Source organism: Streptomyces sp. NPDC032091 (genome assembly GCF_055580265.1).
This window is the reverse complement of record NZ_JBVILR010000007.1, coordinates 300,164-311,898: the sequence shown is the minus strand read 5'-3', so window position 1 is coordinate 311,898 and position 11,735 is coordinate 300,164. Positions and strand designations below refer to the sequence as shown.

Here is an 11,735-nt window from a genome sequence, read left to right as displayed (position 1 = left end):
GACTGGTGGGACCCTGTCTTGTTTGGGGTCCGGTCGTGGGAGGGGGGGGGAGGGGGGGGGGGGGGGGGGGGGGGGGGGGCGGGGCTCCCCCCCCCCCCGCCCCCTTCCGCTTTTCCCGCCCTCGGCTACGCCTTCGCGCGCAGGCCGTCCAGGGCCATGCTGACCACCGCGTCCGCGAGCTGGTCGGGGGTCGTGCCCGGGTGCGGGCGGTACCACTCGACCAGCGAGTTGACCATGCCGAAGAGCAGGCGGGTGGCCAGCCGGATGTCCACGTCCGACCGCAGGTCACCGTCCGCGGCGGCGGCCTTGAGCAGCTCCGCGACCTGGTGGTCGAACTCGCGGCGGCGCTCCAGCGCCCAGCGCTCGGTGCGGGTGTTGCCGCGCACCCGCAGCAGCAGGGTGACGTACGGAAGCTCCGCGACCAGGACCTCGACGGTGCGGCGGGTGACGTACTCGACGCGCGCGACCGCCCGGCCGCGCAGGGCGCCGGGCTCCTCCAGCACGGCGAAGAGCTCGTCCAGCGCCCGGCTGACGGCCCGGTGCAGCAGCTCCTCCTTGCCGGCGACGTGGTGGTAGATCGAGGACTTGGAGATGCCGGCGGCCTTGGAGAGGTGCTCCATGGACGTGCCGTCGTAGCCGCGCTCGTTGAAGACCTGCACCGCCACCGACAGGAGCGTCTCGGGGGTGTAGGTGTCGCGCCTGGCCGTGGTCATCCGGTGCCCTCCCGCTCCTCGTCCACCGCGTCGCCGTCGTCCGCGTAGCCCAGCTTGAAGAGGGCCAGCGAGGGCGCGTAGCGGCCGCCGGCACAGCGCTCGTCCAGGTGGTGCAGCAGGTCGTACGCCCAGTCCCGGCCGAGGCGGGCGTGCCATTCGGACGGGCCCAGCGGGTAGTTGACGCCCAGGCGCATGGCGGTGTCGATGTCCTCTGCGGAGGCCACCCCGCGGGCCACGGCGTCGGCCGTGAGGTCGATCAGCATGGCGACGGTCCGGGCGACGATCATGCCGGGGACGTCGCCGATGACGGAGACCTGCTTGCCAAGCCTCTGGAAGAGGCCGACGGCCTCCGCGAGGGTGCGCTCGCTGGTGTCCTCGCTGACCGACAGGGCGATGCGGGTGGCCTCGCGGTAGTCCAGCGCGAGGTCGAAGTAGACGACGTCGGTGAACTCGACCGCGGTCTTGCCGTCGGCGAGCACCAGCTGGCCCTCGCCGGGCAGCTGGATGTACGGGCCGCCGTGCGCGGTGGAGGTCACCGCGACGCCGGCCTCCTCGATGAGGTCCGCCAGGACGGCGGCCGGGCCGAGGTCGCCGACGACGGTCACCTTCTCCGGCGCCTCCTCGGGCCCGGCGGTGCTCGGGGCGGGCGGCTGCGCGCCGTCGCCGTACGGGTACCAGCCGTGCCCGGACTTGCGGCCCAGGCGGCCGGACTGGACCAGCCGGCGCTGGGCGAGCGAGGGGGTGAACTTGGGGCTGCGGAAGAAGGACTCCCAGACCGAGCGGGTGACGGCCTCGTTGACGTCCTGGCCGATCAGGTCGGTCAGCGCGAACGGGCCCATCCTGAAACCGCCGCTCTCGCGCAGGACGGCGTCGATGGTCGCGGGGTCGGCGCCCTGCTCCTCGTACACGGCGAAGGCTTCGGCGTAGAAGGGGCGGGCGATCCGGTTGACGATGAAGCCGGGGGTGTCGGCGCAGCGGACCGGGGTCTTCCCCCAGCCGAGGACGGTGCGGTACGCGCGCTCGGCGGCGGCCGGGTCGGTGGCGGAGCCGCTGACCACCTCGACGAGGGGGAGCAGCGGGGCCGGGTTGAAGAAGTGCAGGCCGAGGAAGCGGCCGGGGTGCGCGAGGCCGGCGGCGAGCTCGGTGACGGAGAGGGAGGAGGTGTTGGTGGCCAACAGGGCGTCCTGCGGAACCACCTCTTCGAGTGCCGCGAAGAGGGCCCGCTTGACGGTGACGTCCTCCACGACGGCCTCGATGACGAGGGCTGCGTCGGCGAGGTCGGCGAGGTCCTCGGCCGCCCTGATCCGCCCGGCCGCGTCCTCGGCCTCGGCCCGGTCGAGGCGGCCCTTGGCGGCCATCCGCTCGACCCGGTCGCGCACGAGGCCGGCGCCGGTGGCGGCGAGGGCGCCGTCGATGTCGTGGATCAGCACGCGGTGACCTGCGAGGAGGGCCACCTGGGCGATGCCCTGTCCCATGGTGCCGGCGCCGATGACCGCCACAGTGCGGGACCGCTCGATTGCTGTCATGTCCTGATCCTCCCGCACCGGGTTGTCCACAGGTCCTGCCGGGCCCTCTTGTCCCGACCGATCGTTCGGTTACTCTAACTCCAGTCTGCTCTTCTTCACCCGCCCCTGCCTGATCTCACGCTGCGAACCAGCCTGATCCTGCCCGGCTCAACGAGGAGTTGGTCCCTGATGGCCGCCGAGCTCACCCTCTCCCAGCTCACCGAGAAGCACCGGCCCACCCTGGACCAGGCGCTCGCTGCCATCCGCAGCCGCGCCTACTGGTCCCCGCACCCCGAGCATCCCAAGGCCTACGGGGAGACCGCCCCGGCCGACGGGCTCGCCGCCTTCGAGGCCGTCCGCGGCACCCGCTTCGACCTCGACCAGCCCGGCACCGACGGCTGGACCGGCGGCGAGGTCTCCCCGTACGGCCCGGAGCTCGGCGTGGAGTACCCGCACGCCGACGTGGACGTGCTGCTGCCCGCGATGAAGGCCGGCATCGCCGCCTGGCGGGACGCCGGTCCCGAGACCCGCGCCCTGGTCTCGATCGAGATCCTCGCCCGCATCTCCGCCCGTACGCACGAGTTCGCGCACGCGGTGATGCACACCAGCGGCCAGGCCTTCATGATGGCCTTCCAGGCGGGCGGCCCCCACGCGCAGGACCGCGGCCTGGAGGCCGTCGCCTACGCGTACGAGGAGCAGACCCGGGTCCCCGGCCAGGCGGACTGGTCCAAGCCGCAGGGCAAGCGCGACCCGCTGGAGCTCGGCAAGACCTTCACCGCCGTGCCGCGCGGCATCGCGCTGATGATCGGCTGCAACACCTTCCCCACCTGGAACGGCTACCCCGGCCTGTTCGCCTCCCTCGCCACCGGCAACGCCGTCCTGGTCAAGCCGCACCCGCGCGCCGTCCTCCCGCTGGCCCTGACCGTCAAGGTCGCCCGCGAGGTCCTCGCCGAGGCGGGCTTCGACCCGAACCTGGTGGCCCTCGCCGTCGAGCGGCCGGGCGAGGGCATCGCCAAGACCCTCGCGGTCCGGCCCGAGATCAAGCTGATCGACTACACCGGCTCGACGGAGTTCGGCGACTGGCTGGAGGCCAACGCCCGCCAGGCGCAGGTCTACACGGAGAAGGCGGGCGTCAACACGGTCGTCGTCGACTCGACCTCCGACTACAAGGGCATGCTGTCCAACCTGGCCTTCTCGCTGTCCCTCTACAGCGGCCAGATGTGCACCACCCCGCAGAACCTGCTGATCCCCCGCGAGGGCATCGAGACCGACGCCGGCCACAAGTCGTACGACGAGGTCGTCGCCGACCTGGCGGCCTCCGTCGGCGGCCTGCTGGGCGACGACGCCCGGGCCAACGCGCTGCTGGGCGCCCTGGTCAACCCGGACGTCAAGGCCCGCCTGGAGGCGGCGGCCGGACTGGGCGAGGTCGCGCTGGCCTCGCGCGAGGTCGCCAACCCCGAGTTCCCGGACGCGGTCGTGCGCACCCCGGTGATCGTCAAGCTGGACGCCGGCAAGCCGGACCCGGAGGCCGCGTACCTGTCGGAGTGCTTCGGCCCGGTCTCCTTCGCGGTGGCGGTGGACTCCACGGCCGACGCGCTGGAGCTGCTGCGCCGCACGGTGCGGGAGAAGGGCGCGATGACGGTCGGCGCCTACACCACCTCCGCGGACACCGAGCGGGCGATCGAGGAGGTCTGCCTGGAGGAGTCGGCGCAGCTGTCGCTGAACCTGACGGGCGGGGTCTACGTCAACCAGACCGCGGCCTTCTCCGACTTCCACGGCTCGGGCGGCAACCCGGCGGCGAACGCCGCCCTGTGCGACGGCGCGTTCGTCGCGAACCGCTTCCGCGTGGTGGAGGTCCGCCGCCAGGCGTAGCCCCCAGGGGCCCTCAGGGGCGGGGGCCGCCCCAGTGGAAGAGGGTCATGGCCACGCTGGTGGCCAGGTTGTAGCTGGAGACCTGCGGCCGCATCGGCAGCGAGACCAGGTGATCGGCCCGGGCCCGCAGCTCGGGCGAGATCCCGTGGCGCTCGGAGCCGAAGGCGAGCAGGGCGTCGTCCGGGAGGGTGAGGGCACGGATGTCCTCGCCCTCCGGGTCGAGCGCGTACACGGGCCCGGGCGGGAGCTCCTCCAGTTCCAGCCGGTCCACGGTGGTCGCGTAGTGCAGCCCGGCCCCGGCGCGCACCACGTTGGGGTGCCAGGGGTCGAGGTCGCCGCGCGTGACCACGCCGGTGGCGCCGAAGCCGGCGGCGAGGCGGACGACCGCGCCGACGTTGCCGAGGTTGCGGGGGTTGTCGAGCAGCACGACGGGCGCGGGCCGGGGCGTCCGCGCCAGTGCGGCCCGCCCGGCCGCCCGGTCGGGCCGTACGGCGAGGGCCGCGACACCGGTGGGGTGCACCCGGGGCAGCAGCTCCTTGAGCGCCCCCTGCCGGACGAGCCGGGCCACCGCCTCCTCCACGTCGGGAGCGAGCTCAGCGGCGAGCCCCCGTACGGCGTCGGGCTCCTCGGCCACGACGGCCAGCACCTCGGCCCCGAACCGCAGGGCGTGCTTCAGGGCGTGGAACCCGTCCAGCAACACGACGTCGTCCCGCCCGGCGAACGCCGCCCACTCCCGCACCGCATCACTCATGCCCCCGACCCTAAGGCCCGCCGCCGTCCGGCTCCGCCGGCACTGTCCGGCCTCGCCGGCGTTCGAGGCGCTGGGCGGGATACGGAGAAAGGGCGGGGCGGGGAGGAGCTCCGCGCAGCGGCACCCGCAGCGCGGCCGCCCGCGCGCCCACCCACGCCAGCAGCCCCGTCGGCAGGAACACCGCGTCGGCGGCGATCATCGCCAGCGAGAAGAACGGCAGCCCCAGCAGCACCGCGATCCCCGCGTGCTCCAGCATCATCACGCCCAGCAGCACGTTCTTGACCCGCCGGTTGAACAGCGTGAACGGGAACGCGACCTGCACCGCCACCGTCCCGTAGGTCAGCAGCATCACCACGACCCCGCTCCCGGCCAGCACCCCCGACAGCTCCGGCCAGGGGCTGAAGTAATCCAGCCGCAGCGGGTAGTACAGCGCGGTCCCGTCCTGCCAACGGGACCCCTGGACCTTGTACCAGCCCGCCGTCGCGTAGATCAGGCACACCTCCGCCATGATCACCAGCATCCCCGCGTTGTGCAGCAGGTTCGCGAACACGTCCAGCGCGGCCCGCCGCTCGCCCCCGGGCTCGTACCGCTCGACCAGCCACCACAGCGCCGCGCCCGTCCACAGCGCAGCGAACACGGCCGTCCACCCGCCGCTCAGCCGCCCGCTCACGCCCCCGTACGCGAGGACCGCGCCCAGCACCGCCCACAGCAGCGGCCCCGCCGCACCCGCCGACGCGCTGCCCCGCAGCCGGGCCCGGCGGGCGTCGAGGGACCACACCTGGGCGCAGCGCGTCAGCACCAGGTACATCGCCATCAGGTGGACGACGTTGTCCCCGCCGTCCCCCATGAAGACGCTGCGGTTCTGCAGCGAGAGCACCCCGGCCATGAACAGCACCGACGTCGCCCGCGTCCGCCAGCCCAGCGCCAGCAGCGCGCTCGCCGCCGTGGCGAGGCCGTAGACGAGCTCGAACCACCACCCGGATGCGGACCACAGCAGCACGGTGAAGGCATGGTTCCCGGAGACGAGCCGCTGCGCGAGCTCCCAGCTCCACGACCCGTCGGGCCCGTACAGCTCGTGCCGGTCCGGGAACTCGCGCAGCAGGAAGAACAGCCAGGTCCCGGCGAAGCCGATCCGTACGACGGCGCTCTGGTACGGGCCGAGGGCCTCCCCGCTGACCCGCGCGAGCGCCCGCCTCAGACGGTCCACCACGGCAGCTCCCGGTAGTACGTCTGGGTGTCGGTCTTCTCCGTGCTCCAGGCGGGCGCCGCCACGGCCCGCGTCGCCGAGCGCAGCTGGACCCGTACGATCCGGTCCCCGTCGGACAGTCCCGCCCCCAGCCGGCGGCCCGCGATCCGCTTCAGGTACGCCTCGGACAGCTCGCCTCGCTCGGCGTTCAGCGCCTTGCCGTCCTCGTCGTGGGAGCCGGTGAAGAAGTCCCAGGCCCGGCGGAGCTCGTTCTGCCGGGTGTGGCTCGGCAGCGGGTTGTGCCGGATGCCGGCCGCGTCCTCGGCGGACAGGTCGCGCCAGTCGGTGGTGACGAGGGCGCCGGTCCGGTCGCGGACCTGGGCGCGGGCCTCCACGGCGATGTTCTGCTGGAGGGGGTTGGGGGCGAAGAGCTTCCAGTTCTGTTCGAACTCCGGGTAGACCCAGCCGTCGACCAGGGCGGCATGCCGCTTGCTCAGCGTGTTGGACGGCGCGACGTGCAGGAAGACCAGGCCCAGGTGCAGGCAGGCGGTGACGGCCAGGGCCGCCAGGACCAGCGCCGCGAGGACCCGGTACGGGAGGGACAGGCCGGCGATCCCGGACGCCCGGGGAGGTGCGGCGGCGGGCTCGTCCTCGCGCTCGCGCTCGTTCGAATCCATCCCGTCCCGATCATCCGGCGTCCACAGGGTTGCCCACAGAGGTTGACACCCTACGGGCCGCCGTCTCACCATTGAAGAGCATGAACCGAACGATCGGTCGGTCGGGCGGACGGGCGGGCTCGGACGCAGATTCGGACAGGGAGCCGTGATGGTCGCAGTGACTCCGGAGACGGGGACGTCGGGCGGGGCGGACGCAGAGGCCGCCGACCTCGGCGCGCAGCTGAGGGCGGCCTTCGACGCCGCCGTCGCGGCGGAGGAGCGCGTGGAGCCGCGCGACTGGATGCCCGAGGAGTACCGCGCCTCCCTGGTCCGGCAGATGGCCCAGCACGCCCACTCCGAGATCATCGGCATGCAGCCCGAGGCCAACTGGATCACCCGCGCGCCCTCCCTGCGCCGCAAGGCGATCCTGATGGCCAAGGTCCAGGACGAGGCCGGGCACGGCCTCTACCTCTACAGCGCCGCCGAGACCCTCGGCACCAGCCGCGACGAGCTCCTCGACAAGCTCCACTCCGGTCGGCAGAAGTACTCCTCGATCTTCAACTACCCGACTCTGACCTGGGCGGACGTCGGCGCCATCGGCTGGCTCGTGGACGGCGCGGCGATCACCAACCAGGTGCCGATCTGCCGCTGCTCCTACGGCCCCTACGCCCGCGCGATGGTCCGCGTCTGCAAGGAGGAGTCCTTCCACCAGCGCCAGGGGTACGAGCTGCTCCTCGCCCTCTCGCAGGGCACCGAGGCCCAGCACGCCATGGCGCAGGACGCGGTCGACCGCTGGTGGTGGCCCTCCCTGATGATGTTCGGCCCGCCGGACGACGAGTCGGTCCACAGCGCGCAGGCGATGGCCTGGCGGATCAAGCGGCACACCAACGACGAGCTGCGCCAGCGCTTCGTGGACATCGCCGTCCCGCAGGCCGAGTCGCTGGGTCTGACCCTGCCCGACCCGGACATCAAGTGGAACGAGGAGCGCGGGCACTACGACTTCGGCGCCATCGACTGGGCCGAGTTCTGGGACGTGCTCAAGGGCAACGGCCCCTGCAACGAACAGCGCATCAGCCAGCGGCGCAGGGCCCACGAGGAAGGCGCCTGGGTCCGCGAAGCGGCCACGGCGTACGCGCAGAAGCACACCGGCACCGGACGAGAGGTACAGGCATGACGCAGAACTGGCCCCTGTGGGAGGTGTTCGTGCGCTCGCGCCGCGGCCTCTCGCACACGCACGCGGGCAGCCTGCACGCCCCCGACGCGGAGATGGCCCTGCGCAACGCACGCGACCTCTACACGCGGCGCAACGAAGGCGTCTCCATCTGGGTCGTGCCCTCCGCCGAGATCACGGCCTCCTCGCCGGACGAGCGGGACCCGTTCTTCGCCCCGTCCGCCGACAAGCCCTACCGGCACCCCACCTTCTACGAGATCCCCGAGGGGGTGCGCCACCTGTGAGCGCCGACACCGCCGCCGACACCGCCACGCCGGGCGTGGCCACGGCCGCCGTCCTCTCCCTCGCGGACGACGCGCTGATCCTCTCCCACCGCCTCGGCGAGTGGGCGGGCCACGCCCCGGTCCTGGAGGAGGAGGTCGCCCTCGCGAACATCGCGCTCGACCTGCTCGGCCAGGCCCGCGTCCTGCTGTCCATGGCGGGCGACGAGGACGAGCTGGCGTTCCTGCGCGAGGAGCGCGCCTTCCGCAACGTCCAGCTGGTCGAGCAGCCCAACGGGGACTTCGCCCACACCATCGCCCGCCAGCTGTACTTCTCGCTGTACCAGCACGAGCTGTACACGGACCTGGCCGCCGGTGACGGCCCGTTCGCCCCGCTGGCCGCCAAGGCCGTCAAGGAGACCGCCTACCACCGCGACCACGCCGAGCAGTGGACGCTGCGGCTCGGCGACGGCACGGAGGAGAGCCGCCGCCGGATGGTCGCGGCCCTGGACGCCCTGTGGAAGTACACCGGGGAGCTGTTCCGCCCGGTCGACGGCCTCGACGTGGACCCGTCCGCCCTGGAGGCCCGCTGGCTGGCCGCCCTGGGCGCGGTACTGGAGCGGGCCGGGCTCGACCTGCCCGAGGGCCCCCGTACGGGCGCCTGGGCCGCCGGAGCCGGCCGTCAGGGCCTGCACACCGAGTCCTTCGGGCGGCTCCTCGCGGAGATGCAGCACCTGCACCGCAGCCACCCCGGGGCGTCGTGGTGACCGCCGCCGCCGGGACCACCCGTCTGGAGGCGGAGCTGGCCGAGCTGGCCGGCACCGTCCCCGACCCGGAGCTGCCCGTGCTGACCCTGTCCGAGCTGGGCGTCCTGCGCGGCGTGCGGATGCATGACGACGGGCACGCCGAGGTGCTGCTGACCCCCACCTACACCGGCTGCCCGGCCATCGAGGCCATGTCCGCCGACATCCAGCGGGTCCTGACCGGGCACGGCATACCCGAGGTGCGGGTCACCACGGTGCTGTCCCCCGCCTGGTCCACCGACGACATCAGCGCCGAAGGCCGCCGCAAGCTCGCCGAGTTCGGCATCGCCCCGCCCCGTCCGCACGCCGCCGGAGGGCCGGTCCCGCTCACCCTGTCGGTCCGCTGCCCGAACTGCGGCTCGACCGACACCGAGCTGCTCAGCCGGTTCTCCTCCACCGCCTGCAAGGCGCTGCGCCGGTGCGTCGCCTGCCGCGAACCGTTCGACCACTTCAAGGAGCTGTAGATGGCCGCACCCCGCCACGGCGCGTTCCACCCCCTGACGGTGGCGGCGGTCGACCGGCTCACCGACGACTCGGTGGCGCTGACCCTGTCGGTGCCCGAGGAGCTGCGCGCCGAGTACCGGCACGCTCCCGGCCAGCACCTGACGCTCCGCCGGCGGCCCGCCGAAGGCGCCGAGGTCCGCCGCACCTACTCGATCTGCTCCCCCGCCCCGGCCGCCGACGGCCCGGGCCCGGCCGAGCTGCGGGTGGGGGTGCGGCTCGTGGAGGGCGGCGAGTTCTCCACCTTCGCCCACAAGGAGATCACCGCCGGGGACGTGCTGGACGTGATGGTCCCGGCCGGCCGCTTCGTGCTGGACCCGGCGGCCGCCCCGGCCTCCCCGCACTACGCGGCGATCGTCGGCGGCAGCGGCATCACCCCGGTGCTGTCGATCGCGGCGACCCTGCTCGCGGCCCGCGCCGACGCCCGGTTCTGCCTGGTGCGCAGTGACCGCACGGCGGCCTCCACGATGTTCCTGGAGGAGGTGGCCGACCTCAAGGACCGCCATCCCGACCGCTTCCAGCTGGTCACCGTCCTCTCCCGCGAGGAGCAGGAGGCCGGGCTGCCGTCCGGGCGCCTCGACGAGGCGCGCCTCACGGCCCTGCTGCCGGCGCTGCTGCCCGTGGGGGAGGTCACGGGCTGGTTCCTGTGCGGCCCGTACGGGCTGGTGACGGGCGCCGAGCGGGCCCTGGGCGCGCTGGGCGTCGTACGGACCCGGGTGCACGAGGAGGTCTTCCATGTGGAGGAGACCGCCCCGCAGGAGCCCGTACGGTCCTCGGCCCCGGCCGCGGCCCACGGGCGGGTCACGGCCCGGCTCGACGGCCGCTCGGGCACCTGGCCGGTGCGGGACGGGGAGTCCCTGCTGGACGCCGTCCTGCGCAACCGCGCGGACGCCCCGTACGCCTGCAAGGGCGGGGTCTGCGGCACCTGCCGGGCGTTCGTGGTGTCGGGCGAGGTGCGGATGGACCGCAACTTCGCGCTGGAGGAGGAGGAGACGGAGGCCGGGTTCGTGCTGGCCTGCCAGTCCCACCCGGTGACGGAGGACGTGGAGATCGACTTCGACCGCTGAGCCCCCGGCGGGCTGTGTTTTTGCCGCCGCCTGCTCTATCTTGACGGCCCGTCAGATTCGGTACCCGGATCGGAACCGGTGCACGCGGGAGGACAGGCAGTGGACTTCACCTTCACCGAGGAACAGCAGGCGGCCGTCGAGGCGGCGAAGGCCGTGTTCGCCGATGTCGCCCCCGACGGCGTGCCCAGCCCCGCGCTCACCCCGGGGGCCGTCGCGGAGGACTTCGACCGGCCCCTGTGGGCCACGCTCGCCGGCTCCGACCTGCCGGGCCTCGTCCTCGCCGAGGAGTACGGGGGCTCCGGCCTCGACACCATCGCGCTCTGCCTGGTGCTGCGCGAGGCGGCCCGGGTGCTGGCCCGGGTCCCGCTGCTGGAGCACTGCGCCACCGCCATGGCCGTCCAGGCCCACGGCGGCCCCGAGCTGACCGCCGCCCTGCTGCCCGGCGCCGCGCGCGGCACGCTCGTCCTCACCGTCGCCGCACAGGGCCGCACCGGCCACGACCCGGCCGAACTGGCGGTCACCGCACACCGGGAGGGTGCGGACTGGACCCTGGACGGGGTACAGACGGCCGTCGCCTGGGCGCACGGCAGCGACTGGATCGCCGTACCCGCGCACACCGGCGACGGCGAGGAGGCCGTCCTCGCGCTGCTCCCGCGCGGCACCGAGGGCCTCACCCTCGCCGACCAGTACTCCACGAACGGGGAGAGGCTCGCGGAGCTCACCCTGGAGGGGGTCCGCGTCCCCGCGGCCCACGTGATCGACACCCCCGGCGCCTGGGAGCGGCTGCGCCAGGTCCTGGCCACCGGAACCTGCGCCCTCGCACTCGGCCTCGGCGAGGCCGTCCTCGCCATGACCAGCGGCTACACGAGCAAGCGGGAGCAGTTCGGGTTCCCCGTGGCCACCTTCCAGGCCGTCGCGGTCCAGGCCGCCGACCGCTACATCGACCTGCGGGCCATGGAGGTCACCCTCTGGCAGGCGGCCTGGCGGCTCGACGCCGCGACCGGCACGGCGGGCGGCCCGCTGCCCCTCTCCGGGGACGTGGCCGTCGCCAAGATCTGGGCCTCCGAGGGCGTACGGCGGGTCGTGCAGACCGCCCAGCACCTGCACGGCGGCTTCGGCGCCGACACGGACTACCCGCTGCACCGCTACCACGCCTGGGCCAAGCAGCTGGAGCTCCAGCTCGGCCCGGCCGCCGCGCACGAGGAGGCGCTGGGCGACCTGCTGGCCGCCCACCCCCTCGGCTGACCCCC

Annotated in this window: 12 protein-coding genes; 7 read left to right on the top strand and 5 right to left on the bottom strand. The window is 73.7% G+C overall.

Translation table 11 applies throughout. The features are described from left to right. Positions 1-125 precede the first annotated feature (125 nt). Both ACZ5NJ_RS14890 and ACZ5NJ_RS14885 read right to left on the bottom strand, forming a co-directional pair. Positions 126-713, bottom strand: a complete 588-nt coding sequence (locus ACZ5NJ_RS14890; protein WP_468765240.1) for a TetR/AcrR family transcriptional regulator — start codon at positions 711-713, stop codon at positions 126-128. After that, positions 710-2,239, bottom strand: a complete 1,530-nt coding sequence (locus ACZ5NJ_RS14885) for a 3-hydroxyacyl-CoA dehydrogenase (protein ID WP_468765239.1) — start codon at positions 2,237-2,239, stop codon at positions 710-712. Before ACZ5NJ_RS14885 ends, ACZ5NJ_RS14890 begins: the two co-directional genes overlap by 4 nt. Before the next feature lie 168 nt (positions 2,240-2,407). Between ACZ5NJ_RS14885 and paaN the strand changes: the two genes are divergently transcribed. After that, positions 2,408-4,090: a phenylacetic acid degradation protein PaaN gene (gene paaN / locus ACZ5NJ_RS14880; RefSeq protein WP_468765237.1), complete on the top strand. Its 1,683-nt coding sequence runs from the start codon at positions 2,408-2,410 to the stop codon at positions 4,088-4,090. A 13-nt stretch (positions 4,091-4,103) separates the two neighbouring features. Here the strand turns inward: paaN and ACZ5NJ_RS14875 are convergent, their stop codons facing one another. Genes ACZ5NJ_RS14875 through ACZ5NJ_RS14865 form a run of 3 tightly spaced genes read right to left on the bottom strand, consistent with a single transcriptional unit; the run spans position 4,104 to position 6,704 of the window. After that, complete coding sequence (locus ACZ5NJ_RS14875; RefSeq protein ID WP_468765236.1) at positions 4,104-4,841, bottom strand: TrmH family RNA methyltransferase; 738 nt, start codon at positions 4,839-4,841, stop codon at positions 4,104-4,106. 10 nt (positions 4,842-4,851) lie between these two features. Further along, positions 4,852-6,048 (bottom strand): HTTM domain-containing protein, encoded by a 1,197-nt coding sequence (locus ACZ5NJ_RS14870; RefSeq protein ID WP_468765235.1) that lies wholly within the window; start codon positions 6,046-6,048, stop codon positions 4,852-4,854. Continuing rightward, the gene (locus ACZ5NJ_RS14865; protein ID WP_468765234.1) at positions 6,036-6,704 is read right to left on the bottom strand and encodes a DUF5819 family protein; all 669 of its coding nucleotides are present in this window, start codon (positions 6,702-6,704) and stop codon (positions 6,036-6,038) included. Before ACZ5NJ_RS14865 ends, ACZ5NJ_RS14870 begins: the two co-directional genes overlap by 13 nt. 148 nt (positions 6,705-6,852) lie before the next feature. Between ACZ5NJ_RS14865 and paaA the strand changes: the two genes are divergently transcribed. From paaA to ACZ5NJ_RS14835, 6 genes are all read left to right on the top strand, one after another. Then, a complete protein-coding gene (gene paaA / locus ACZ5NJ_RS14860) occupies positions 6,853-7,857 on the top strand; it encodes a 1,2-phenylacetyl-CoA epoxidase subunit PaaA (protein WP_468765233.1) in 1,005 nt (334 codons plus the stop codon). Continuing rightward, on the top strand, positions 7,854-8,138 hold the full coding sequence (gene paaB / locus ACZ5NJ_RS14855) for a 1,2-phenylacetyl-CoA epoxidase subunit PaaB (protein ID WP_042801229.1): 285 nt from the start codon (positions 7,854-7,856) through the stop codon (positions 8,136-8,138). The genes paaA and paaB overlap by 4 nt, the downstream gene beginning before the upstream one ends. Continuing rightward, the gene (gene paaC / locus ACZ5NJ_RS14850) at positions 8,135-8,881 is read left to right on the top strand and encodes a 1,2-phenylacetyl-CoA epoxidase subunit PaaC (protein WP_468765232.1); all 747 of its coding nucleotides are present in this window, start codon (positions 8,135-8,137) and stop codon (positions 8,879-8,881) included. The genes paaB and paaC overlap by 4 nt, the downstream gene beginning before the upstream one ends. After that, on the top strand, positions 8,875-9,381 hold the full coding sequence (gene paaD / locus ACZ5NJ_RS14845) for a 1,2-phenylacetyl-CoA epoxidase subunit PaaD (protein WP_468765231.1): 507 nt from the start codon (positions 8,875-8,877) through the stop codon (positions 9,379-9,381). Before paaC ends, paaD begins: the two co-directional genes overlap by 7 nt. Continuing rightward, positions 9,382-10,485, top strand: coding sequence for a 2Fe-2S iron-sulfur cluster-binding protein (locus tag ACZ5NJ_RS14840; RefSeq protein ID WP_468765229.1), 1,104 nt, complete (start codon positions 9,382-9,384; stop codon positions 10,483-10,485). 99 nt (positions 10,486-10,584) lie between these two features. Beyond that, positions 10,585-11,730, top strand: coding sequence for an acyl-CoA dehydrogenase family protein (locus ACZ5NJ_RS14835; protein WP_468765228.1), 1,146 nt, complete (start codon positions 10,585-10,587; stop codon positions 11,728-11,730). Positions 11,731-11,735 lie beyond the last annotated feature (5 nt).

Bases quoted from the DNA above. Each gene is read 5' to 3' on its own strand.
- ACZ5NJ_RS14890 (WP_468765240.1), bottom strand. From the start codon at position 713: ATGACCACGGCCAGGCGCGACACCTACACCCCCGAGACGCTCCTGTCG.
- ACZ5NJ_RS14885 (WP_468765239.1), bottom strand. From the start codon at position 2,239: ATGACAGCAATCGAGCGGTCCCGCACTGTGGCGGTCATCGGCGCCGGC.
- paaN (WP_468765237.1), top strand. From the start codon at position 2,408: ATGGCCGCCGAGCTCACCCTCTCCCAGCTCACCGAGAAGCACCGGCCC.
- ACZ5NJ_RS14875 (WP_468765236.1), bottom strand. From the start codon at position 4,841: ATGAGTGATGCGGTGCGGGAGTGGGCGGCGTTCGCCGGGCGGGACGAC.
- ACZ5NJ_RS14865 (WP_468765234.1), bottom strand. From the start codon at position 6,704: ATGGATTCGAACGAGCGCGAGCGCGAGGACGAGCCCGCCGCCGCACCT.
- paaA (WP_468765233.1), top strand. From the start codon at position 6,853: ATGGTCGCAGTGACTCCGGAGACGGGGACGTCGGGCGGGGCGGACGCA.
- paaB (WP_042801229.1), top strand. From the start codon at position 7,854: ATGACGCAGAACTGGCCCCTGTGGGAGGTGTTCGTGCGCTCGCGCCGC.
- ACZ5NJ_RS14840 (WP_468765229.1), top strand. From the start codon at position 9,382: ATGGCCGCACCCCGCCACGGCGCGTTCCACCCCCTGACGGTGGCGGCG.